Annotated in this window: 18 protein-coding genes; 7 read left to right on the top strand and 11 right to left on the bottom strand. The window is 74.2% G+C overall.

Annotated features, from left to right (window positions below; translation table 11 throughout):
- Nucleotides 1–82: 82 nt before the first annotated feature.
- On the bottom strand, nucleotides 83–2419 hold the full coding sequence (gene lon / locus BFV98_RS03075) for an endopeptidase La (protein WP_013286584.1): 2337 nt from the start codon (nucleotides 2417–2419) through the stop codon (nucleotides 83–85).
- Nucleotides 2420–2653: 234 nt separating this feature from the next.
- Here lon and BFV98_RS03070 point away from each other — a divergent pair, with 234 nt between their 5' ends.
- Nucleotides 2654–3001 carry an Lsr2 family protein gene (locus BFV98_RS03070; protein ID WP_013286585.1) on the top strand — a complete coding sequence of 116 codons (348 nt, stop codon included), beginning with the start codon at nucleotides 2654–2656 and terminating at the stop codon, nucleotides 2999–3001.
- Nucleotides 3002–3207: 206 nt separating this feature from the next.
- Here the strand turns inward: BFV98_RS03070 and BFV98_RS03065 are convergent, their stop codons facing one another.
- Together BFV98_RS03065 and BFV98_RS03060 are read right to left on the bottom strand one after the other, a co-directional pair.
- Nucleotides 3208–4470, bottom strand: coding sequence for a hypothetical protein (locus BFV98_RS03065; protein ID WP_071094815.1), 1263 nt, complete (start codon nucleotides 4468–4470; stop codon nucleotides 3208–3210).
- A gap of 314 nt (nucleotides 4471–4784) precedes the next feature.
- Nucleotides 4785–5651 (bottom strand): DUF2726 domain-containing protein, encoded by an 867-nt coding sequence (locus BFV98_RS03060; protein ID WP_013286587.1) that lies wholly within the window; start codon nucleotides 5649–5651, stop codon nucleotides 4785–4787.
- A gap of 106 nt (nucleotides 5652–5757) precedes the next feature.
- On the opposite strand from BFV98_RS03060, the gene BFV98_RS03055 reads away from it, so the two are divergent.
- Nucleotides 5758–6849, top strand: coding sequence for a DICT sensory domain-containing protein (locus BFV98_RS03055; protein ID WP_071094813.1), 1092 nt, complete (start codon nucleotides 5758–5760; stop codon nucleotides 6847–6849).
- A gap of 31 nt (nucleotides 6850–6880) precedes the next feature.
- Nucleotides 6881–7603, top strand: a complete 723-nt coding sequence (locus BFV98_RS03050; protein ID WP_013286589.1) for a helical backbone metal receptor — start codon at nucleotides 6881–6883, stop codon at nucleotides 7601–7603.
- Between the two features lie 24 nt (nucleotides 7604–7627).
- Here BFV98_RS03050 and BFV98_RS03045 read toward each other — a convergent pair whose 3' ends face one another.
- The gene (locus BFV98_RS03045; protein WP_013286590.1) at nucleotides 7628–8326 is read right to left on the bottom strand and encodes a CBS domain-containing protein; all 699 of its coding nucleotides are present in this window, start codon (nucleotides 8324–8326) and stop codon (nucleotides 7628–7630) included.
- A gap of 218 nt (nucleotides 8327–8544) precedes the next feature.
- Between BFV98_RS03045 and BFV98_RS03040 the strand changes: the two genes are divergently transcribed.
- Together BFV98_RS03040 and BFV98_RS03035 are read left to right on the top strand one after the other, a co-directional pair.
- Nucleotides 8545–9126 (top strand): DoxX family membrane protein, encoded by a 582-nt coding sequence (locus BFV98_RS03040; protein ID WP_030272549.1) that lies wholly within the window; start codon nucleotides 8545–8547, stop codon nucleotides 9124–9126.
- Between the two features lie 152 nt (nucleotides 9127–9278).
- Nucleotides 9279–9647 (top strand): FKBP-type peptidyl-prolyl cis-trans isomerase, encoded by a 369-nt coding sequence (locus BFV98_RS03035; RefSeq protein ID WP_013286592.1) that lies wholly within the window; start codon nucleotides 9279–9281, stop codon nucleotides 9645–9647.
- Nucleotides 9648–9734: 87 nt separating this feature from the next.
- Here the strand turns inward: BFV98_RS03035 and BFV98_RS03030 are convergent, their stop codons facing one another.
- Nucleotides 9735–10112, bottom strand: a complete 378-nt coding sequence (locus tag BFV98_RS03030; RefSeq protein WP_041799037.1) for an STAS domain-containing protein — start codon at nucleotides 10110–10112, stop codon at nucleotides 9735–9737.
- Nucleotides 10113–10297: 185 nt separating this feature from the next.
- Here BFV98_RS03030 and BFV98_RS03025 point away from each other — a divergent pair, with 185 nt between their 5' ends.
- The gene (locus tag BFV98_RS03025) at nucleotides 10298–11317 is read left to right on the top strand and encodes an SMP-30/gluconolactonase/LRE family protein (RefSeq protein WP_071094811.1); all 1020 of its coding nucleotides are present in this window, start codon (nucleotides 10298–10300) and stop codon (nucleotides 11315–11317) included.
- A gap of 60 nt (nucleotides 11318–11377) precedes the next feature.
- Here the strand turns inward: BFV98_RS03025 and BFV98_RS03020 are convergent, their stop codons facing one another.
- From BFV98_RS03020 to pdhA, 4 genes are all read right to left on the bottom strand, one after another.
- Entirely contained in the window at nucleotides 11378–12649 is a 1272-nt protein-coding gene (locus BFV98_RS03020; protein ID WP_041799038.1) for an Ig-like domain-containing protein, read from the bottom strand.
- A gap of 547 nt (nucleotides 12650–13196) precedes the next feature.
- Nucleotides 13197–14726 carry a dihydrolipoamide acetyltransferase family protein gene (locus BFV98_RS03015; protein ID WP_041799260.1) on the bottom strand — a complete coding sequence of 510 codons (1530 nt, stop codon included), beginning with the start codon at nucleotides 14724–14726 and terminating at the stop codon, nucleotides 13197–13199.
- 53 nt (nucleotides 14727–14779) lie between these two features.
- A complete protein-coding gene (locus tag BFV98_RS03010) occupies nucleotides 14780–15784 on the bottom strand; it encodes an alpha-ketoacid dehydrogenase subunit beta (protein WP_013286597.1) in 1005 nt (334 codons plus the stop codon).
- Complete coding sequence (gene pdhA / locus BFV98_RS03005; protein WP_071098734.1) at nucleotides 15784–16983, bottom strand: pyruvate dehydrogenase (acetyl-transferring) E1 component subunit alpha; 1200 nt, start codon at nucleotides 16981–16983, stop codon at nucleotides 15784–15786. Before pdhA ends, BFV98_RS03010 begins: the two co-directional genes overlap by 1 nt.
- A 72-nt stretch (nucleotides 16984–17055) precedes the next feature.
- Here pdhA and BFV98_RS03000 point away from each other — a divergent pair, with 72 nt between their 5' ends.
- Nucleotides 17056–17562, top strand: coding sequence for an Lrp/AsnC family transcriptional regulator (locus tag BFV98_RS03000; protein ID WP_013286599.1), 507 nt, complete (start codon nucleotides 17056–17058; stop codon nucleotides 17560–17562).
- Between the two features lie 5 nt (nucleotides 17563–17567).
- Here BFV98_RS03000 and BFV98_RS02995 read toward each other — a convergent pair whose 3' ends face one another.
- Both BFV98_RS02995 and BFV98_RS02990 read right to left on the bottom strand, forming a co-directional pair.
- On the bottom strand, nucleotides 17568–18548 hold the full coding sequence (locus tag BFV98_RS02995) for a DNA polymerase domain-containing protein (protein ID WP_013286600.1): 981 nt from the start codon (nucleotides 18546–18548) through the stop codon (nucleotides 17568–17570).
- Between the two features lie 34 nt (nucleotides 18549–18582).
- The gene (locus BFV98_RS02990) at nucleotides 18583–20712 is read right to left on the bottom strand and encodes a hypothetical protein (protein WP_071094809.1); all 2130 of its coding nucleotides are present in this window, start codon (nucleotides 20710–20712) and stop codon (nucleotides 18583–18585) included.
- Nucleotides 20713–20721: the final 9 nt, after the last annotated feature.

Raw genomic sequence — 20721 nt, 5'->3', positions numbered from 1 at the left:
TGCCGGTCGGCGTGGAGACCACAGGGGGCGGACCACGACGGCGCCCCGGCCACCGTGCGTACGGTGGCCGGGGCGACGGTCGTCAGGCCGCGGCGAGCGCCGGACCGTCCAGCGACTCCGTGCCGATCTCGACCGGGCGCAGCGCCAGTGCGAGCACGTCCGCCACGTCGGACAGGGTGTGCACGGTCAGCGCCTCCCGCACCTCGGCCGGCAGGTCGTCCAGGTCCGGCTCGTTGCGCTTCGGGATGATCACCTCGGTGAGGCCGGCCCGGTGCGCGGCGAGCAGCTTCTGCTTCACGCCGCCGATGGGCAGCACCCGGCCGGAGAGCGTCACCTCGCCGGTCATTCCGAACTCGGGCCGAACCGGCCGCCCGGTCACCAGTGAGGCCAGCGCGGTCACCATGGTGATGCCGGCGCTCGGGCCGTCCTTGGGCACCGCGCCCGCCGGGACGTGCAGGTGGATCCGCCGCCCGGCCAGCGCGTTCGGGTCCAGCCCGTAGCGCCGCCCGTTCGACCGCAGGTACGACCACGCGATGTGCGCGGACTCCTTCATCACGTCGCCGAGCTGGCCGGTGAGCGTCAGCCCCGGCTCACCCTCCATCGTGGTGGCCTCGATGAACAGCACGTCGCCACCGGCGCCGGTGACCGCGAGTCCGGTCGCCACGCCGGGTACTGCGGTCCGTTCGGCCGACTCCGGGGTGAACTTGGGCCGGCCCAGGTAGCGGGCCAGGTTGCCGGCGTCGACGTGCACCGGCGCGGAGTCCGTGGCGAGCGCGACCGCGACCTTGCGCAAGATCTTGGCGAGAGCGCGTTCGAGCTGCCGGACGCCGGCCTCCCGGGTGTACTCACCAGCGATCAGCGCCAGCGCCTCGTCGGCGACTGTGACCTCGTCGGTGGTCAGCCCGGCCCGTTCCCGCTGCCGGGGCAGCAGGTGGTCCCGGGCGATGGCGACCTTCTCGTCCTCGGTGTAGCCGTCCAGCGCGACCAGCTCCATCCGGTCCAGCAGCGGGCCGGGGATCGCCTCGACCACGTTGGCGGTGGCCAGGAACAGCACGTCGGACAGGTCGAGGTCGACCTCCAGGTAGTGGTCGCGGAACGTGTGGTTCTGCGCCGGGTCGAGCACCTCCAGCAGGGCCGCCGCCGGGTCGCCGGAGTAGCCGGCGGCCAGCTTGTCGACCTCGTCGAGCAGCACGACCGGGTTCATCGAGCCGGCCTCGCGCAGCGCCCGCACGATCCGGCCGGGCAGCGCGCCCACGTAGGTGCGCCGGTGACCGCGGATCTCCGCCTCGTCCCGGACACCGCCGAGGGAGACGCGGACGAAGTTGCGGCCCAGCGCCCGGGCGACCGACTCGCCGAGGCTGGTCTTGCCGACACCGGGCGGACCGGCCAGGGCCAGCACCGCGCCGGAACCGCGTCCGCCGACCACGCCGAGGTTGCGCTCCGCGCGCCGGTTGCGCACCGCGAGGTACTCCAGGATGCGGTCCTTCACGTCGGCCAGGCCGGCGTGGTCGGCGTCGAGCACGGCCCGGGCCGCGGCCAGGTCCATGTTGTCCTGGGTACGCGTGTTCCACGGCATCTCCAGGACGGTGTCCAGCCAGGTACGGATCCAGCCCGCCTCGGGTGAGGCGTCACTGGCCCGCTCCAGCTTGCCGACCTCGCGCAGCGCCGCCTCGCGGACCTTCTCCGGCAGGTCGGCGGACTCCACCCGGGAGCGGTAGTCGGCGGAGCCGTCCGGCTCGTCCTCGCCGAGTTCCTTGCGGATCGCGGCGAGCTGCTGGCGGAGCAGGAACTCGCGCTGGGACTTCTCCAGCCCTTCGCGGACGTCGCTGTTGATCTGCTCGGTGACCTCCTGCTCGGCGAGGTGTTCCTTCACCCAGCCGACGAGCAGTTCCAGCCGGGCGGTGACGTCCGGCGCGGCGAGCAGTTCGGTCTTCTGCGTCAGGCTGAGCCAGGGCGCGTAACCGGCCGAGTCGGCCAGCTCGGACAGGTCGGTCATCCGCTCCATCGCGTCGATCACCTGCCAGGCGCCGCGCTGCTGCAGCACCGAGGTCATGAGCGCGCGGTACTCGCGGGCGAGTTCGCGGGCGCGGCCCGCCGGTGCGGGTTCGTCGAGTTCGGTCGCCTCGACCCAGAGCGCGGCGCCGGGGCCGGGCACGCCGGAGCCGATGCGGGCGCGGGTGAGACCGCGGACGACCGCCGCCGGTTCGCCGCTGGGCAGCCGGCCCACCTTCTCGATCGTGGCGACCACGCCGACGGAGCCGTACTCGCCGTCGAGGCGGGGTACGGCCAGGAGTTCCTTGTCGCCGGTGGCGCGGGCCGCGTCGACGGCGGCCTGGGTGGTCGGGTCGAGGGTCACCGGGATGACCATCCCGGGCAGCAGGACGGCGTCGGTCAGTGGGAGTACCGGAAGAGTTGCCATCGAACACCTGCCATCACGTTGGTTGAGCGTGTCTGGCTCAAGTAACAAAACGTGCCCCTTGTTCCGGGTTGTGACCCACGCCACTACGAAGGGCCGCGTTCCCGCGCTCCGCACCCAATGGCGGCGCCCTTTACCGCGACCCGCCGAATGGAAACAGTCGGCTATTGTTGCGGAATTACCGCGCGGTAGGTCAAACTCTTAGCCACACCCCGCCCGACACAGGGAGTAATGGCGATGGCAAGGAAAGTAATCACCGTTCTGACCGACGACCTCGACGGCGGAAAGGCCGATCGGACCGTCGAGTTCAGCCTGGACGGCGTGGCGTACACGATCGACGTCTCCGACGAGAACGCGGGCGTCCTGCGCAAGGCGCTGGATCCGTACATCAGCGCTGGCAGGCGAATCGGCCGGGGAGCGACCGAGGTCGCCCGCGGCGCCCGCCGCACCGCCCGGCCGAGCACCTCGGGAATGGACCGCGAGCAGAACCGCGCCATCCGGGAATGGGCCGCCAAGAACGGGTTCGAGATTTCCGAGCGCGGGCGCATCCCGGTGTCGGTGGTCGAGGCGTACAAGAACCGCTGACCGCCACCGGTTCACCGTCGGGCATCCCGGGGTCACGCTGAGAAATCGGCGGGGGCCCGATCGGCTTTCTACGGTCAGCGCTTTTCATCCGGCCGGATACCGCCGGCACGAAATTTCTTCCGGGATCACCTTCCACCGTGCCCGTACGCGGGAACGGCAGCGGCCGCCCGGAGGAGTCCCCCGGACGGCCGCTGCCGTTCGCCCGCTCAGTTGACCCGGATGCGCACCACGTCGATGGCGGGAGTCTGGTTGGCCCGCTCCATCATCGGGATGCGGTGCGAGCCGTCACCGGCCCAGACCGCGCACTGCGCCACGCCCGACTGCGCCAGGCCCGGAATCTGGATCAGCACGTCGTCCGGCTGGTTGCCGCCCCGCCCGTCCTCGGTGGCCACGAAGAAGGCCGGCACGTCCTGCGGGTTCGGAGGCTGCCGGGTGCTGCCGAGCATGCGGCAGGCGGTGTGGAAGTGGCCGCGCACCAGGCCCTGGCCGTTGAGCAGCGAGCTCTCCAGGTAGTAGCCGCCCTGGCCGGCGGCGAGGAAGCGGTCCCGCACCAGGTTCTTGGTGGTGACCCGGAGGGTGAACGGCTGGTTGCGCCGCACCTGGTTCGGGAACTGCGTGATCAGCAGCGACGGGTTGTTCGCCGCGGCGCCCACCTCACCGAACGCGGTGCTCACGCACCGGTTGCCGTTCTGGAAGCCGTCGTGCGCCTGGAGCTGGCTGCCGGAGCAGTCCTTGGCGAGCACGTTCAGGCCGTTGCCGCCACCGTTGTTCTGGCCGCCGCCGTTGTTGTTCCCGCCGCCGTTGTTCCCGCCGTTCTGACCGCCGTTGTTGTTGCCGCCGTTCTGGCCCCCGTTGTTGTTGCCGCCGTTCTGACCGCCGTTGTTGTTCCCGCCGTTCTGGCCGCCGTTCTGCGGGGTGTCGGTCACCGCACACTGGGCGAGCTGGTCCAGGCCCTGCGGGCGCTGGGCGACCCGGCCGATGGCGGTGGCGATCCGGTTGAGCGCCGCGGTCCGCTTGTCCGCGAGCGGACGCAGGATCGCGTTGTTGATGAACTCGCCGCCCTTGCGGCCCTCCGCCGCGAGCCGCCGGTTCGCGTCGACGATCTGCGACTCCAGCAGAGCCAGGGTGCGGTCCACCTCGGCACGGGCCTGACCGGGCACCTGCGGCAGCCGGCCCCGGACGTCCGGGCAGGCCACGGTCGGGGTGCCGGCGCCCGCGCCGCCCGCGTTGGTCTGCTGGCACTCGGCCGGCGACATCTGCCCGTCGCCCCAGTGGTTGCGGACCCAGCGGCCGTTCTGCCAGGTACGGGTGGTGCTGCCCTGGCCGTCCGGGGCGGTCGCCCCGGGGCTCGCGGGCACGCAGGACGCCGAGGCGGCGCGGGTGGTCGTCCGCCGGTCCTGGGCGGACGAGATCTGGGTGACGGCGACGATGCCGCCGAAGACCGCGAGCGTGCCGACAACCGCCAGCATCCGCTTGCTCCGCGCGTTACCGGATGACCGGCGCGCCCGTGTGGACCTGCGCATCGAATTGCTCTCCTTCACGATCCGGTAGTTGACTGGTGATCCCGGCGGACCGACGAATTCGGGGTGTGAGATCACTGCGACGCTCAGTCGCGCGTCAATGGCCGACGATGCCCTTTCCGCACCGTCTCCGCGCCGTCCGGGCGCGGCGGGGAAGATCTGCGTCCATTCCCGATGAGGTACGGAGCGCCGTCGGCGAAGGTTCAACCGGAGATCGGAAAAAAATCGAAAAGTCGCCGTCCTCGCCGGCGAGGACGGACGGCTCAGTCGGCGCAGAGGTGATCGAAGGCGAACCCGCCGTCGAAGGAGTCCCGCCGGGCGGCCAGCGCGCGTACCCGCCGGAGAAGCTCGTCGCGGTCCAGCAGGGACGGCGCGGCACCGTCGAGGTCACGCAACCGCTCCCCCAGCGCCACAGCCGCCAGGTCCTCGGCGAGCCGCCCCGGGTCGACGCCGCAGGAGAAACCGCGCGAGGTCAGCCGTACCCGCTCCAGCAGGCAACGGCCGGGCCGCACCTCGGCCCAGGCCCAGCCCTCCGCCGGACCGTCGGTCCAGCGCACGTGCAGGCCGCGCACGATCGGGTCGGCGATCCGGCCCGCCACGTACGCCTCGACCGCCTCGACCCGGGCCAGCGCGCCCAGGTCGTTCACCGGTCCGCGCCGGCCGTCCGGCAGCCGGCCGATGATGTCCCGGAAGCCGACCGTGTCACCGCCGTCCGGGTCGGTACCGTCGGCGTAGGCCCGCGCGTCCAGCACGTACTCGACGAACCGGCGGACCTGCTCCGCGCCGCCCAGCGTCGGCGACTCGACGCGCACCAGCGGCAGGCCGACGGCGACGCAGACCGCGTCGGTCAGCCGTTCGGACCGTCGCGCGGCCGATCCGTCGGGGGCGGGCACGGTGAACCGCACCGCGAAACGCGGCAGCCCGGTGTCGGCCGCGCAGACCACCAGGTCGAGCGACGCCCGCCCGGCGGTGCTCCACTGGCTGCCGGTGACCCCGGGCGGGCGGCCCTGCACCAGGTCGCCGAGCCGCCGCCCGGTGTGGCCGAGGTGGCCGGCACGGACCAGGGACGGCGCGGCGCCGGGCGGGATCGGCCGCAGCCAGGAGGCGGTCACGCTGCCTGTGCTCGTCATCTCGCCCCGATCCCCCTCGTCCGGTCGACGCCCGAGTGTAGGCCGTGCGGCACGACCGGTCCGGCCGACCGGTGCGCTACCGCGCCCGTCCCTCTAGGCTCTGCCCGTGCCCAGCGGACGGACCCCGGAACAGTTCACCAAACGCAGTCTCGTCACCGTCTCCCACGCCATCGAACGCGCGGCGCTCGCCGAGGCCGAGGACGGCCCTCTCGTCGTGCTCGCGCTGTTCCAGCGGCTGCCGTACTTCGCCCGGGAGCGCGAGGTCTACCGGCGCATCGCCGGCCGCGCCGCCGTGACGGTGGTGGCGATGGTCGGCGGACCGCCGCCCGACCTGCCGGACGGTACCTACGGCGTGGCGCTGGACGAGGCGGAGGCGCTGGCCCGGGAGTGGACGGTGGTGGCGCTGAGCCCGCGTTTCGGCGCCACACTCGTCGCGCACGACCGGGCCGAGGTGGCGCCCGCGCCGACGCTGGAGTCCGGCCGGCTGTTCGAGGGACGCTGGGGCTTCCGCCGCGACGAGGCGCTGCACGAGGCGATCCGGCTGCGCGAACAGCTCGCCGAGCGGCTGCCCGCCGCGGCGCGTACCGCGCTGGACGAGGCGATCGCCCGGGTGCGGGACATCCCGGCCGGGCCCGGCGAACCGCGTGCCGAGGCGGCGCTGCGGTTGCTGGCCCGCCGCGGCGACCGGAACAACCAGCCGGTCGAGCCGGCCGAGACGATGCTGGACGAGCCCGGCCTGGCCCGGTGGTCCGGCGCGGACGGGGTGACCGCCTGCGGCACGCTGCCGGTGGCGCTGGTCGGCCTGCGGGTGGACGCGCCGCCCGGCTCGCCGGAACGCTTCGGCCGCCGCGGCGTCGCCCGCGAGGGACACGCCGTGCTCACCGCGATCACCGCCGTGCTGCGGCCGGTCGACCGCGCGCTGCGCGTCACCGAGAACGAGTTCCAGCTCCTCCTGCCGGGGCTCGACGAACCGGCCGCGCTGGAGGTGGTGCGCCGACTGCACGACGCGATCGGCGCGTTGGCCCGGTCGTACCCGTTCATGGCGTACACAGTGCACGCGGCGGTCGGGGTGACCACCCGGCGGCCGCTGCCCACCGCGGACCTGCGCGCCGCAGTCGACTGGGCGGTACGCAAGGGCCTTCCGGTGGCGGGCCTGCCGCCGGAGACCGCCGACGCCGTGACCGCGGCGGCCCGCTGACCGGCGGTCCGGCTCAAGGGGAGGAGACGCGGTGCGGGTGGTGTCGCTGGTGCCGTCGCTGACCGAGGCGGTCGCGGCCACCCGCCCGGAGGCGCTGGTCGGCGCGACCGACTGGTGCACCCACCCGGCCGGGCTGGACGTCGCCCGGGTCGGCGGGACGAAGTACCCGGACCTGGACCGGGTGCTCGCCCTGGAGCCGGACCTGGTGCTGCTCAACGAGGAGGAGAACCGGCTGGCCGACGCCGAGGCGCTGCGCGCGGCCGGGGTGCCGGTCCGGGTCACCTTCCCGCGTACCGTGCCGGAGGCCCTCGACCAGCTCGGTGAGCTGGTCGACGCGCTCGGCGCGCCGGCCGAGCCGCAGTGGCTGCGCGAGGCCCGCCGTGCCTGGGCCGCACTGCCCGCGCCGGGACGCGTCCGCACCGCCGTGGTGCCGGTGTGGCGACGGCCGTGGGTGGTGCTGGGGCGGGACACGTTCGCCGGGGACGTGCTGGCCCGGCTCGGTGTGCGCAACGGCTGGGCCGACGACGCGGAACGCTATCCCCGGCCGAGCCTGGACGAGCTGCGCGCCCGGGCGCCGGAACTGGTGGTGCTGCCCGACGAGCCGTACCGGTTCACCGCCGACGACGGGCCGGAGGCGTTCCCCGGTGTGCCGGCGGCGCTGGTGTCCGGCCGGCACCTCACCTGGTACGGGCCGTCGCTGGCCGAGGCCCCCGCGCTGCTGGCCGCCCAGCTCGCCACCGAGGGCCCCACCTGACCGGCGGGGCCCGGGTGGCGGCGCTCAGGCGACCGGGGTGGCGTGCACCGGGTCCAGCTCCATCAGCGTGGTGTCGTCCACGTCGTACCCGATCGCGTTGTGCACCGCGACCACGCCCGCGACCTGGGCGGCGAGACGGCCGGCCAGCTCGACGGCGCTACGCCGGTCCAGCCGCCCGTCCATGGTGACCTCGCCGCCGCGGACCTGGACCGTGACCAGGCCGTCGCGCACCGACAGCACCCGCCGCAGCACCTCGTGCACGACCTCCTCGCGGATCTCCGCGTCGGAACGCAGGTGCACGCGCAGCAGGTCACCGCGGGTGACGATGCCGGCGAGCCGGCCCAGGTCGTCCAGCACCGGGAGCCGCTTGACGGCCTCGTGGTCCATCAGCCGGGCGGTCGCCGCGAGCGACGCCCGCTCGTGGGTGGTGACCGCGGGCGCGGTCATCAGGTCCCGGGCGACGAGCGCGCCCGCCTTCTCCCGCGCGGTACGGCGGCGCCGTCCCTCGAAGACCCGCCGCTCGTCCGGGTGACCGGACCGCTCCACCTTGTGCAGCAGGTCCGCCTCGGAGATCACCCCGAGCACCCGGCGGAACGAGTCCACCACCGGCACACCGCTGATCCGCTGCCGCACCAGCACGTCGACGACCTCGCGGTACGGGGTCTCCTCCGTCACCGTGGCGACGTCCCTGGTCATCACGTCGGTAACCTGCCACGTCCTCATCACGACCTCCTCGTGCCGGGTCTCCACCTGCGACGGTAGGCCGCCGGCGTAAGGCCTGGTCAGGGGCGGCGGACCGGCTGCGAGGGGCCGACCGGACCGGGTACGGACGGGACCAATGACCCGGTCACGAGGGCACCTCTCGGCCCTGCTCCCGGGCGCCGCGCGGCGGTGGAATGAATGTGCCACCGGGAAGCGCGGTGCGAGGCACAGGAAGGGACGTGGAGACCATGACCGCGACAATCGAGCGGACCCCCGCCGTCAAGCGGACCCCCGCCGCCACCATCGCTCCGGCGGCGCACACCGAGACCACCCGCCAGAAGGCCACCCGGTACGTCTGGGCCGGGCTGCGGCTCGCCCTGGGCTGGGTGTTCCTCTGGGCCTTCCTCGACAAGATGTTCGGCCTCGGCCACGAGACCCCGGCGAAGAACGCCTGGATCAACGGCGGCAGCCCCACCAAGGGCTTCCTCGGACACGCCGTCGAGGGACCGTTCGCGGGCATCTACCAGAACCTGGCCGGCGCGGCCTGGGCGGACTGGCTGTTCATGGTCGGCCTGCTCGGCATCGGTGTCGCCCTGATGCTCGGCATCGGCATCCGGGTCGCCGCCGTCGCGGGCGGTCTGCTCCTGGTCCTGATGTGGACGGCCGTGCTGCCCCCGGCGAACAACCCCTTCATGGACGACCACCTCATCTACGCGGGCCTGCTGGCCGGCCTGGCCCTGGTGGGCGCCGGCAACACCCTCGGCCTCGGCCGGGCCTGGGCGAGGCTCCCCCTGGTCCAGCGTCTCCCCTGGCTGAAGTGACCAGCTCGCCCCGGGGCGGGCGTCGCCGACAGGCGACGCCCGCCTCTTTCGTGTACCCGCCACGCCGGTGTGCGGGGACCGGCGCGTATCGGCCGGTCGCGATCCGGCAGGATCGACTGTGACCACACCGTCAGCACCGAGGAGACCCGCTCATGGACAAGCCCCAGATCGGCCCGATCGAGGGCGCGCCGCCCGCCGATCTGGTCGTCGAGGACATCACCGTCGGCGACGGCCCGGAGGCCCGCGCGGGCCAGCTGGTGAGCGTGCACTACGTGGGCGTGGCCCACTCGAACGGCCGCGAGTTCGACGCCTCGTGGAACCGGGGTGAGACGTTCGAGTTCCCGCTCGGCGGCGGCCAGGTCATCGCCGGCTGGGACCAGGGCGTCGTGGGCATGAAGGTGGGCGGCCGGCGCAAGCTCACCATCCCGCCGCACCTGGGCTACGGCGCCCGGGGCGCGGGCGGCGTCATCAAGCCGAACGAGACGCTCGTCTTCGTGGTGGACCTGCTCGGCGTGCGCTGAGCGCAACGCCGTTCACATCGGGCCGTCGGCTTCCGCGCCGGCGGCCCGGCGTGCGCCCGGGCCGCGTGCCCTCGGGCCGCCGGCCGTTCAGGCCGCGCAGGCCATCAGCTCATGGGCGCGGCCGGACGGATCCTGGGCGCGGTCGGTGCAGCGCACCGGGAGCACCCGGTGCAGGCCGGTCACCCGCAGCACCCGGGCCACCACCGGGTCGGGGTCGGTGAGCACCAGCTCGCCGCCGCGGGCCCGCACCCGCAGGTGGGTGGCGACGAGCGCGCGGACCCCGGCGGCGGAGAGCAGCCGCACACCGGACAGGTCGACCCGCAGCACCGGCCGGGCCGGCGCCGCCCAGAGCGCCGCCCGGAACGCCGTCACGGAGGCGATGTCGATCTCGCCGACCGGGCGCAGCTCGACCACGTGATCGTGCACGTCCGTCACCACGTGGAAGCGCTCACCGCTGTGTACCATGCGGCCAAACCTACCCGGGCCCACCGACATTTCCGGACCTCGCGGCAGGGGTTCCGGGTAGTGTCCGGGAACCGACCCCGAGCCGTCTCAGGGTCATCCCGCAACCGCCACGCCACGTCGCGCGGGAAACGGCGAAACGCCGTCGGGGGCTGCCCAGCGCGACGCCGCCGGGCCACAATGAGCCGATGGTCGTCCCCCGCCCGCGAGCGCCACTGCTGATCCGGCCGGTCCGCGAGCCGGCGACGGTGCCGCCGCCGCTCACCGGCCCCTGGTCGCCCGCTGACACCCGGCTCGACCGGGCCGACCTGCTGCCGCTGCCGGCCGGCGGCCACGGCCCGGAGGACGTGGTGGTCGACGGCGACGGCCGGGTAATCAGCGGCGACGAGGACGGCCGGCTCTGGTGGTGGCCGGCCGACTCCCCGCCCGGCACGCCGCCGACGCTGCTGGCCGAGACCGGCGGACGGCCGCTGGGCATCGAGCGGGATCCGGTCGACGGCGGGCTGCTGGTCTGCGACGCCTACCGAGGGCTGCTGCGGGTCGACCCGGCCGGCCGGGTGCAGGAGCTGACCGGGACCGCGCCGCCGGTGCACCTGGCCGACAACGCGGCGGTGGGGCGCGACGGCACCGTCTACTTCACCGACTCGTCCGACCGGTTCCCGCTCTCGCACTGGAAGCGCGACCTGCTGGAGCATCGGCCCAACGGGCGGGTCCTCGCGTACGACAGGCGCACCGGGCGCACCGACGTGGTCGCGGACGGGCTCTACTTCCCCAACGGGCTCGCGCTCACCCCGGACGAGTCGGCGCTGATGCTCGCCGAGACCGCCACCCACCGGCTGCTGCGGGTCGACCTGCCCAGCGGGCGGGCCACGGTGCTCACCGACCTGCCCGCGTACCCGGACAACATCTCCGGCGTCGGCGACGGCACCTACTGGGTCGCGTTGCCCAGCCCGCGGCTGCGGGCCATGGAACGGCTGCTGCCGCATCCCCGGGTGCGGCAGATCGTGGCCCTGCTGCCCGGCGCGGTGCAGCCGCAGCCGCGCCGCTACGGGCTGGTCGCGCTGGTCGACGGCGACGGCCGGGTGCTGCGCACGCTGCACGGCCCGAGCGGGGCGTACCCGATGGTCACCGGTGTGCGGCAGCACGGCCGCCACCTCTGGCTGGGCAGCCTGACCGCCACCGGGGTGGCCCGCGTCGGCCTGGACTGAGCGCGACGGGGGCCGGCCCGCGCGGACGCGGGCCGGCCCCCTGGCCGTTCCTCCCCAGGTTCAGCCGCCGCTGTTGCTCCGCGAGGGGGCCGGGGCCGGTGACGACCCGCCGGCCACCGCGCCCGGGTGCGGCGTGGCGCTCTGCGTGGGCTTCAGCCCCGCCGGTACGGGCAGCGCGCTGCCCTTGGCGAACTCGTCCCAGCCGACGTTCCAGGCGGTGAATCCGTTGCCCTGGTCGAGCTTCACCTCGGTGCCCTTGACCGTCACCAGGTCACCGACCTGCGTGAAGCCCATCAGCCAGTCCGCGGCGGTGGCCGAGACGTTGGTGCAGCCGTGCGAGACGTTCGTGCTGCCCTGGTCGCCCTCCGACCACGGCGCCGAGTGGATGAACTCGCCGCCCCAGGTCAGCCGCTGGGCGTCGTCCACGTCGACCACGTAGCCGCCGTTGGGCTCACCGCGGGTGTCGAACGTGGTGTGCTCGTGCTTCTCCATGATCACCATGTTGCCGCTCGACGTCGGCGTGCTCGGCTTGCCGAGGCTGACCGGGATCTTCTTGAGCACCTTGCCGTCCTGGTAGACGGTCATCTGCTTGGCCTCGTTGTCGATGTCGAGCGTCACCTGCCGGCCGACCTTGGCGCTCGCGACCCGGTCGGAGTCGCCGATCGCCTCCTTGCCGATGGGCAGACCCTGCAACGCGCTGCGCACGCTGATCTTCGTGCCCGGCTTCCACCGGTCCGGCGCCCGGTACTCGGCCTGCTTGCCGTCGGCCACCCACGACCAGGTGCCCGGCTGCGGCGGGTCGGTCTTCACGAACAGCCGGCGCTGGACGTCCGCGCGCGCCTCCTTCGGAATCGGCGGGTCGAATCCGAGCACGACCGGCATCGCCGTCCCGTACGTCTGATTCGGCCGGAAATACAATTCGCTGGTGACTGCCGGTTTGGTGGATTTCGCCATTGTCGTGAACGTCGTCTTCTGCGTGGCGGTCCTGCCCGAATCGCCGGTCGCGGTCACCTCCGCGGTGTACGTCCGGGAATTGGCGAGCGGCCGGTCCGGCACCCAGCCGGAGCCGTCCTCACGCGGCTGGGCCGGCACCGCGTTGCCCTTGTCGTCGGTCAGCTTGACGGCTGTCACCTTGCCGTTGCTGACCTTCGTCCCCACCTCCGCGCTGATCGGCACGTCCCGGGTGCGGTCGGCCGGCGTCACGGCGACCGACGGCGGCGCGGCCTCGGCCCGCTTCGTCACCGACTTCGGGCCGGCGGTACACGCGCCGACCGCCAGCGGCGCGGCTGCGACGGTCATCGCGAAAAGCGTCAGTCGGCGCCTCGCAAACATATTTCGCCCCCCATTTCCGAACCCTCTCGCCCACATTCTGTAGGCCTGGGATCCCGCCGTGGCACCTTCGGCGGAATTGCTCGGAAACAGCTGCGCGAATTGTGCCGGACAGGTAATTCCCGTCCCCGGTTGCGCCCCACGCGCCCTCCGCCCGGTTCCCCACCCCCTCACCCACCGCCGGGCGCGAGGCAGAGCGAGATCTTGGTACGAAACGGCCCCCATAGGGGCACTTTCGTACCAAGATCTCGACCGGTCCCACCCGTCGGAACAACGATCTCGCAAGGGCGGCGCTGGACGCCGCAGGCCGGCCGAGCCCGGCTCTCGTCCGCGCCACCCGCCACCGCCGCCGCGCCGCCCGCACCACTGCCGCCGCGCCGCCCGCACCACTGCCGCGCGATCTTGCAGTTTCGGCCCTGGCCCTGGAGAAGGGTGCGAATCGGGCACACCGCGGGCCGCAAGTGCAAGATCGCGAGCGGGCGGGCGGCGGGGACGGAAGCGGCCCCGGCTCTCCGTGGGGAGGGCCGGGGCCGGGGCCGGGAGGGCGGGGTCAGACGTTGGCGACCAAGAGGGCGGGCTGCTCGACGCAGTCGGCGACGTGGCGCAGGAAGCCGCCGGCCACGCCACCGTCGCAGACGCGGTGGTCGAAGGTGAGGCTGATCTGGGTCACCTTGCGGACGGCGAGCTGCCCGTCCACCACCCACGGCTTGTCCACGATCCGGCCGACGCCGAGCAGCGCCGCCTCCGGGTGGTTGATGATCGGCGTGGAGCCGTCCACGCCGAACACGCCGTAGTTGTTGAGCGTGAACGTCCCGCCGGTCAGCCGCGCCGGCGGCAGCGTGCCGGCCCGGGCCGCCGCAGTGGTCTCGGCGAGTGCGGCGGCCAGCTCCCGGGTGGTGAGCCGCTGCGCGTCGCGCAGCACCGGCACGACCAGGCCCCGGTCGGTCTGCGCGGCGATGCCCAGGTGTACGCCCGCGGACTGGACGATCCGCTGGCCCTCGGTGTCGACGTGCGCGTTGAGCTGCGGGTACTTCCGCAGGCCGCTGAGGCAGATCCGGGCCAGCAGCGCCAGGATGCTCACCGGCGTGTCAGGGGTGGCCGCGTTGATCGCGGCGCGCGTCTCCAGCAGGCCGGTGGCGTCCACGTCGACCCAGATGGTCACCTCGGGGATCTCCCGCCGGCTGCGGGAGAGCTTGTCGGCGATCACCTTGCGGATGCCGGTGAGCGGGATGACAGTGTCGCCGTCGCCGGCCGGGGCGAGCCCGACGTGCGCGGCCGGGGCGTCCGGCACCGCTGCCAGCCGGGCCGCCGGAGCAGCGGGCGCGGCCACGGCGGCGTCAAGGTCGGCCCGGCGGATCACGCCGCCCGGCCCGGTTCCGCGCAGCGACGCCAGGTCGATGCCGTGCTCCTTGGCCAGCCGCCGCACGATCGGCGAGATGACGAGCGGCGCCGATTGCACGCCGGTCGGTTCCGGCTCAGCCGTGCGGTCCGCCGAGGCGGCCGTGCCGTTCGGAGCCGACAAGCCAGCCGAAACCGAGCCCGCCGGACGCGATGAACCGGCCAGAACCGGGCCGGCCGGAACCGGAGAGCCCGCTGGAGCCTGTGAGCCCGCCGGAGCCTGTGAGCCCGCCGGAGCCGGAGAGCCGGCCGCCGGACCGGACGCCAGGTCCGCCGTGACCGGCGTGCCGGGCTCGGGGGCCAGCGCCAGCCGCGGACGGCGCCGCCGCCGACCCGTGCCGCCGTGGCCGGTGCCGTAGCCGATCAGGACGTTGCCGGAGCCGGCCCGCTCCTCCTCGCGGTAGGTGGCGTGCGGATCGGGGGCGTCGTCGAGCGGGGCGATGGTGATCAGCGGCTGGCCCACCGGGCGTACCTCACCGGCCGCGCCGTGCAGGGCCACGACCCGTCCGGCGTACGGGCACGGCACGTCGACCACGGCCTTGGCGGTCTCCACCTCGACCACCGTCTGGTCCACTGTGACCACGTCGCCGACTGCGACCCGCCACTCGACGATCTCCGCCTCGCTCAGTCCTTCCCCGAGGTCCGGCAGAAGGAAGTCCCGGTTCCCCACAGCCGTGGTCATGGTGTGCCGGCCGGGCATGCCCTCACGGCCCTCGCTCCGCTCGGTGCGTTCGGTCATGCCGCCACCCACCTTGTGTCGGGCTGGTCGTCCCACTGGAGCCGGGCCACGGTGTCCAGCACCCGGTCGACCGAGGGCAGGTGGGTGTGCTCCAGCATCGGCGCCGGGTACGGGATGTCCAGGCCGGACACACGCAGCACCGGGGCGTGCAGGGCGTGGAAGCAACGCTCCTGCACCCGCGCGGCGATCTCCGCGCCGACACCGGCGAAGCCCTGCGCCTCCTGGATCACCACGCACCGGCCGGTACGGCGGACCGAGGCGGTGACGGTGGCGTCGTCGAACGGCACGATGCTGCGGACGTCGACGACCTCCAGGTCCCAGCCCTCCTCTCGGGCGGCCTCGGCGGCGGCGAGCGCGACAGGCACGGCCGGGCCGTACGCGATCAGCGTCGCGTCGGTGCCGGGGCGGCGCACCACGGCGCTGCCGATCGGCGCGGTACGGGCCGGAAGCTCCGCCTCGGCGCTGGTGAAGTAGAGCTTCTTGGGCTCCAGGAACACCACCGGGTCGGGGTCGTCGATGGCGGCGCGCAGCAGTGAGTACGCGTCGTCCACTGTGGCGGGGGTGACCACCTTCAGGCCGGGGGTGTGCGCGTAGTACGCCTCGGACGAGTCGCAGTGGTGCTCCACGCCGCCGATGCCGCCGGCGTACGGCACCCGGATGACGATCGGCACGCTCAGCGCGCCGCGGGTGCGGTTGCGCAGCTTCGCCACGTGCGAGGCGATCTGCTCGAACGCCGGGTACGCGAACGCGTCGAACTGCATCTCGACGACCGGCCGCAGCCCGGACATGGCGAGGCCGACGGCGAACCCGACGATGCCGGCCTCGGCGAGCGGGGTGTCGAAGCAGCGCTTGTCGCCGAAGCGGGCCTGCAACCCGTCGGTGATCCGGAAGACGCCGCCGAGCTGGCCGACGTCCTCACCGAAGACGAGCACGCGGTCGTCGTCGAGCATCGCGTCGGCGAGCGCGGCGTTGAGCGCCTTCGCCATGGTCATGGTGGCCATCAGGCGTCCCCCTCCGCGTCGGCGGCCAGCTCGGCCCGGACCATCTCGCGCTGCTCGGCGAGTTGCGGCGTCGGCTCGGCGTACACGTGGTCGAACAGGCTCAGCGGGTCCACTGTCGGCTGGGAGTCCATCCGGCGGCGCAGCGCGGCGGCGTACTCCTCGGCCTCCGCCGCGATGGCCGCGACGGCGGCGTCGTCGAGGGCGCCCCTGGCCCGCAGGTACGCCTCGAGCCGGGCGATCGGGTCGCGGTCGCGCCACGCCTCGACCTCGTCGGCGTCGCGGTAGCGGGTCTGGTCGTCGGCGTTGGTGTGCGGTTCCATCCGGTACGTGTGGGCCTCGACCAGGTAGGGGCCCTTGCCGGCGCGGGCGTGCGCCACCGCGCGCTCCAGCACCGCCAGGACGGCCACCGGGTCGTTGCCGTCGACCTGCTCGCTGGGTACGCCGTAGCCGACGCCCTTGTAGGCGAGGCTCGGCGCGGCGGTCTGCCGGGACAGCGGCACGCTGATCGCGTACTTGTTGTTCTGCACCAGGTAGACGACGGGCGCCTTGAACACGGCGGCGAAGTTGATGCCCTCGTGGAAGTCGCCCTCGCTGGTGGCGCCGTCGCCGATGAATGCCAGCGCCACTGTGTCACGCCCCTGGTACGACTCGCCGTAGGCCAGCCCGGCGGCGTGTACGCACTGGGTGGCGAGCGGGGTGCACTGCGGCGCGGTGTGGGTGGCGGCGGGGTCGTACCCGCAGTGCCAGTCGCCGCGCAGCAGCGTGAGCACCTCGACCGGGTCGAGGCCGCGCGCGGTCAGTGCCATCGACTCGCGGTAGGTGGGGAACACCCAGTCGGTGTCGCGCAGCGCGAGGACGCCGCCGATCTGGCACGCCTCCTGGCCGCGGGCGGACGGGTAGACGGCGAGGCGGCCCTGCTTGGTGAGCGCGGTGGCCTGCACGTCGAAGCGGCGGCCGACGACCATCCGCCGGTACATCTCGCGCAGCGTCTCGACCGGCGGCTCCGGGTAGTCGTCGCGGGCCGGCAGCGGAGTCCCGTCGGGTTCGAGCAGCCGGACCGGTTCCCGCTGCGGCATGAAGTCGGCCGACGGGTCGGGTGCGGCCGGGGTGGACTTCCGGCGGGTGCGCGGGGATGCCCTGCGGACCGCCTGGGGTGTGGTCGTCACGGCGGGGACCTCCTGGACGTGTGGTGGCCCTATGCTCCCGGTCGTGGATGATTGACTCAACATCCGGGATGAACGCGGGACGAATGGCACAGGAGGGCGGCTGAGGTGAGCCAGGAGACCGGCGCCACACCGGGCGCGGCGGGCGGAACGGGACGTTCGGCCGGGCCGCTCGACGAGGTGGATCGGCGGATCCTGCGCGAGCTGGTCCGCGACGCCCGGACGTCCATCCGTACGCTCGCCGAACGGGTGCACGTCTCCCGCACCAACGCGTACGCCCGGGTGGAGCGGCTGCTGCGCGACGGGGTGCTGACCGGGTTCACGGCGCGGGTCGCGCCGGAGCCGGCCGGGCTGGGCACGTCGGCGTACATCGCGCTCACCATCGAGCAGAACACCTGGCGGGAGGTCTCCGCCGAGCTGGCCCGGGTGCGCTACATCGAGCACGCGGCGCTGCTCAGCGGCGAGCACGACGTCCTCGCGCTGGTCCGGGCGCCGGACAACGCGACGTTGCGGGACGTGGTGCTGGACCGGGTGCAGAGCATCGCCGGGGTGCTGTCCACGCGTACCTGGCTGGTGTTCGAGGAGTTCGACGGCACGCAGAGCCCCTGGGACTGACCGCCTCAGCGTTCCGGCGGCGACTCCAGCCCTTCCGCGTCGGCCCGCTCCAGCAGCGGTTCCAGCGAGTACCGCCGCCCGTCCAGCCCGGCGTGCGGGTCGCCAAGCTCGGCGAACCGCTCGGGCATGCTGAGCACGTCGAAGTCCTCCGGGCGGGCGTCGTCCAGCTCGGACCACTCCAGCGGTGCCGAGACCAGCGCCGCGGGCGTCGGCCGGATCGAGTACGCCGACGTCATGGTGTGGTCACGGGCCATCTGGTTGTAGTCGACGAAGACCGGCCGGTCCCGCTGGTCGCGCCACCAGGTGGTGGTGACCAGGTCGGGCAGGCGGCGCTGCATCTCCCGGCCCAGCGCCAGGACCGCTCGCCGGCACTCGCCGAAGCTCCAGCGCGGCTCGATCGAGACGTAGACGTGGATGCCGCGCCCGCCGGTGGTCTTCGGGAAGCCCTCCAGGCCCAGCTCGGTGAGGTACGCGCGCACCTCGTGCGCCACCGGCACCACCTGCGCGAAGTCCACGCCCGGCATCGGGTCGAGGTCGATGCGCAGCTGGTCGGGGTGTTCCACGTCGTCCTTCGACACCGGCCACGGGTGGAACCGCAGCGTGCCCAGGTTGGCCGCCCAGATCACCACCGCCAGCTCGCTCGGGGCGACCTCGTCGGCGGTACGCCCACTGGGGAACGTGATGTGCGCGGTGCGGACCCAGTCGGGCGCACCGGCCGGGAGCCGCTTCTGGTAGAACGCGTCGCCCTTGTTGGTCTGCCGGGTGGCGACCTTCGCGCCCTCGAACACGCCGCGCGGCCAGCGTTCCAGCATGGTCGGCCGGTCCCGCAGCGCGCGCAGGATGCCGTCGCCGACGGACAGGAAGTAGCTGATCACGTCCAGCTTGGTCAGCCCGCGCTCCGGGAAGTAGGGCTTGTCGGGGCTGGAGACGCGGACCAGCCGCTCCCCCACCTGGATCTCCTGCGCCGCCGTGGTCGCCACCGTCACACCGTAGCGATCCGGCCCGGCCGTGGGGACCGGCTCACCGGGACTCCGCCGTCACCGACAGCCGGATCCAGGCGTCCACCCAGGCCCGTACCGCCGGTTCGCCGGGGTCGGCGCCGAGCGTCCCGGCCAGGCCGGACAGGGCCGCGCCGCAGCGGTCCAGGCCGACTCCGCCGAGCGCGGCGGCCGTCGCGCGCAGCCGGTCGGGGAAGCCCACCGGCAGGTGCCGCAGGCCGGTGTGCGCGGCCTGGGCGAGCAGCGCCGACGCCGTACCGAGCGCCACGGCGACCGGGTCGGGCCGGGCGTCGACCGCGCCGGTCAGCCGGCCGTCGCCCACCCCAGGTGCCAGATCGGGTACGACCACCGCGTCGGCGACCACCGCCAGCGGCTCGACGACGAGCCCGTCGGCGCCGCGGCGGACCGTTCCGCTGACGTAACGCGGCGGCCCTTGTGTGCCGTCCAGCGCCGCCGCGAGCGCGTCGAGTGCACCAGGGGCGGCGGCGTGGTGGGTGGCGGTGACGGTCGCCGTGCCGCCGTCGGCCCCGGTCACCGTGGCGTGCAGGCGCTGCTCGCCGGCCGCGTACCCGATGGCGCGCACCTCGCCGAGCGCGAGCACCCGCACCGACTCGGCGGCGGTGCGGGGGCGCAGCAGCCGGGGTGGCCGCCCGGCCAGCTCGGCGGCGAGCGCGTCCGGGTCGCGGGCGAGCAGGCCGGGCGGCAGGCCGGACCACTCCCCCGCGCCGGGCGTGACCGTGGTGCGGGCCAGCCGGCCGGCGGCGATCCGGAGCCGGTGCGCGGCGCTGCGCACCGCCGACTCGGAGACCACGTTGCCGGTGGCGAGCGCGCCGAGCGTGGTGCCGGTGACGCGCCGCCCGGCCAGCTCGTGCCCGGTGGGCGGGCCGTCGTCGGTGACCGGGTAGGCGCGGCGCAGCACCAGCACCGAGACGGCCGCCGGGTGGGCGAGCACCACGTCCACGCCCACTTCGCCTCCACTGCACCGGACCCGGGCACCGAGGCCGGTCAGCCGTACCCGCCGCAGCGGCGTCTCCGCCGGCTCGTGGGTGCCGAGGACACGCTCCACCGGGGTGGCGCCGGCGTTCACCACCGCGCGTCGCCGCGCGGGCAACTCGGCGAGCAGGTCGGCGAACGTCTCCGGCCGGTACCGGGCGCCGCGCGCCGCGTACGCCTCCAGTTGCCCGGCCAGGTCCTCGACGGCGAGCAGCGGCCAGCGCAGACCGGCCGCGTCGAGGTCACGCCGGGTCGCCGCCAGCCGGGCGTCCACGCCGGAGCCCAGGTGCGCGGCCCCGGTCAGCAGCACGTCGGCGGCCAGCGCGACCGCCGCGTCCAGGGCCGGACGCTCCGTGACGGTGGCGGTTCCGCCGACGCGTACCTGCGCCTCCTGACGGTCCGGGTGTTCCCGGTCGGCCGCCCGGCACGCCCACACGGCGAGCGCGATCGCCTCACCGCCGTCGTCGGCCGCGTCGCCGCGCGCGTACCCGATCTGGCGGGGCACCAGGAAGCGGGCCGTGCCGGTGGGCAGCTCCACGCGCGGGACCGGGTCGGCGGTGTCCGGCCGGTGGACCACAGCGGCGTAGCCGCGCCGCAACCGTCGTCGCGCGGCGGTGAGCGCCGGCGCGCCGATCGCGGCGGCCAGTTCCTCGTCGGTGACGTCGCCCGGCGACCACCGCCACGGCTCACTCCCGGCTGCGGCGCCCTCCCGGCCCGGCGCCGCGACCCGGCCCGGCCCGGCCGCATTGCCCGGCGCAGCCTCCTGGTCCCGCGACGCGCCGGGGCCCGGAGCCTGCCCGCCTGGATCGGCGTGCAGGCCCGGCGCGGCATCCGTGTCCGGGGCGGCCTCCCCGTCCGGCGTGGCCTCGCGGTCCGGGGCGTCGGCGTGCGTGCGCTGGTAGGTCAGCACGACGGCGAGCAGGTGCCGGCACACGCCGGGCGCCGGGCAGGAGCAGATCCCGGCCGCGAGACCGCCGCCCACGGGCAGCGTCACAGCCACCCCGTCCGGGTACGCGGCACGCACCGCGCCGTCGGCGTCCTCGGTGAGCGCGGGCCGCTCACCGGCGTCGACCTCCTTCGTGGCGCGCTTCACCAGGCCCCTGTTGCTCAGCGCGGCCAGCACGTCCGGGGTGAGCGCGATCAGGTCGTCACGGATCATCCGGTCCCC

Source organism: Micromonospora sp. WMMB235 (assembly GCF_001855515.1).
Classification (GTDB): Bacteria; Actinomycetota; Actinomycetes; order Mycobacteriales; family Micromonosporaceae; genus Micromonospora; species Micromonospora aurantiaca.
The sequence above is the reverse complement of the archived record's forward strand: the minus strand, read 5'-3'. Positions and strand labels throughout refer to the sequence as shown.

Bases quoted from the DNA above. Each gene is read 5' to 3' on its own strand.
- lon (WP_013286584.1), bottom strand. From the start codon at position 2,419: ATGGCAACTCTTCCGGTACTCCCACTGACCGACGCCGTCCTGCTGCCC.
- BFV98_RS03070 (WP_013286585.1), top strand. From the start codon at position 2,654: ATGGCAAGGAAAGTAATCACCGTTCTGACCGACGACCTCGACGGCGGA.
- BFV98_RS03065 (WP_071094815.1), bottom strand. From the start codon at position 4,470: ATGCTGGCGGTTGTCGGCACGCTCGCGGTCTTCGGCGGCATCGTCGCC.
- BFV98_RS03060 (WP_013286587.1), bottom strand. From the start codon at position 5,651: ATGACGAGCACAGGCAGCGTGACCGCCTCCTGGCTGCGGCCGATCCCG.
- BFV98_RS03045 (WP_013286590.1), bottom strand. From the start codon at position 8,326: ATGAGGACGTGGCAGGTTACCGACGTGATGACCAGGGACGTCGCCACG.
- BFV98_RS03035 (WP_013286592.1), top strand. From the start codon at position 9,279: ATGGACAAGCCCCAGATCGGCCCGATCGAGGGCGCGCCGCCCGCCGAT.
- BFV98_RS03030 (WP_041799037.1), bottom strand. From the start codon at position 10,112: ATGGTACACAGCGGTGAGCGCTTCCACGTGGTGACGGACGTGCACGAT.
- BFV98_RS03025 (WP_071094811.1), top strand. From the start codon at position 10,298: ATGGTCGTCCCCCGCCCGCGAGCGCCACTGCTGATCCGGCCGGTCCGC.
- BFV98_RS03020 (WP_041799038.1), bottom strand. From the start codon at position 12,649: ATGTTTGCGAGGCGCCGACTGACGCTTTTCGCGATGACCGTCGCAGCC.
- BFV98_RS03015 (WP_041799260.1), bottom strand. From the start codon at position 14,726: ATGACCACGGCTGTGGGGAACCGGGACTTCCTTCTGCCGGACCTCGGG.
- BFV98_RS03010 (WP_013286597.1), bottom strand. From the start codon at position 15,784: ATGGCCACCATGACCATGGCGAAGGCGCTCAACGCCGCGCTCGCCGAC.
- BFV98_RS02990 (WP_071094809.1), bottom strand. From the start codon at position 20,712: ATGATCCGTGACGACCTGATCGCGCTCACCCCGGACGTGCTGGCCGCG.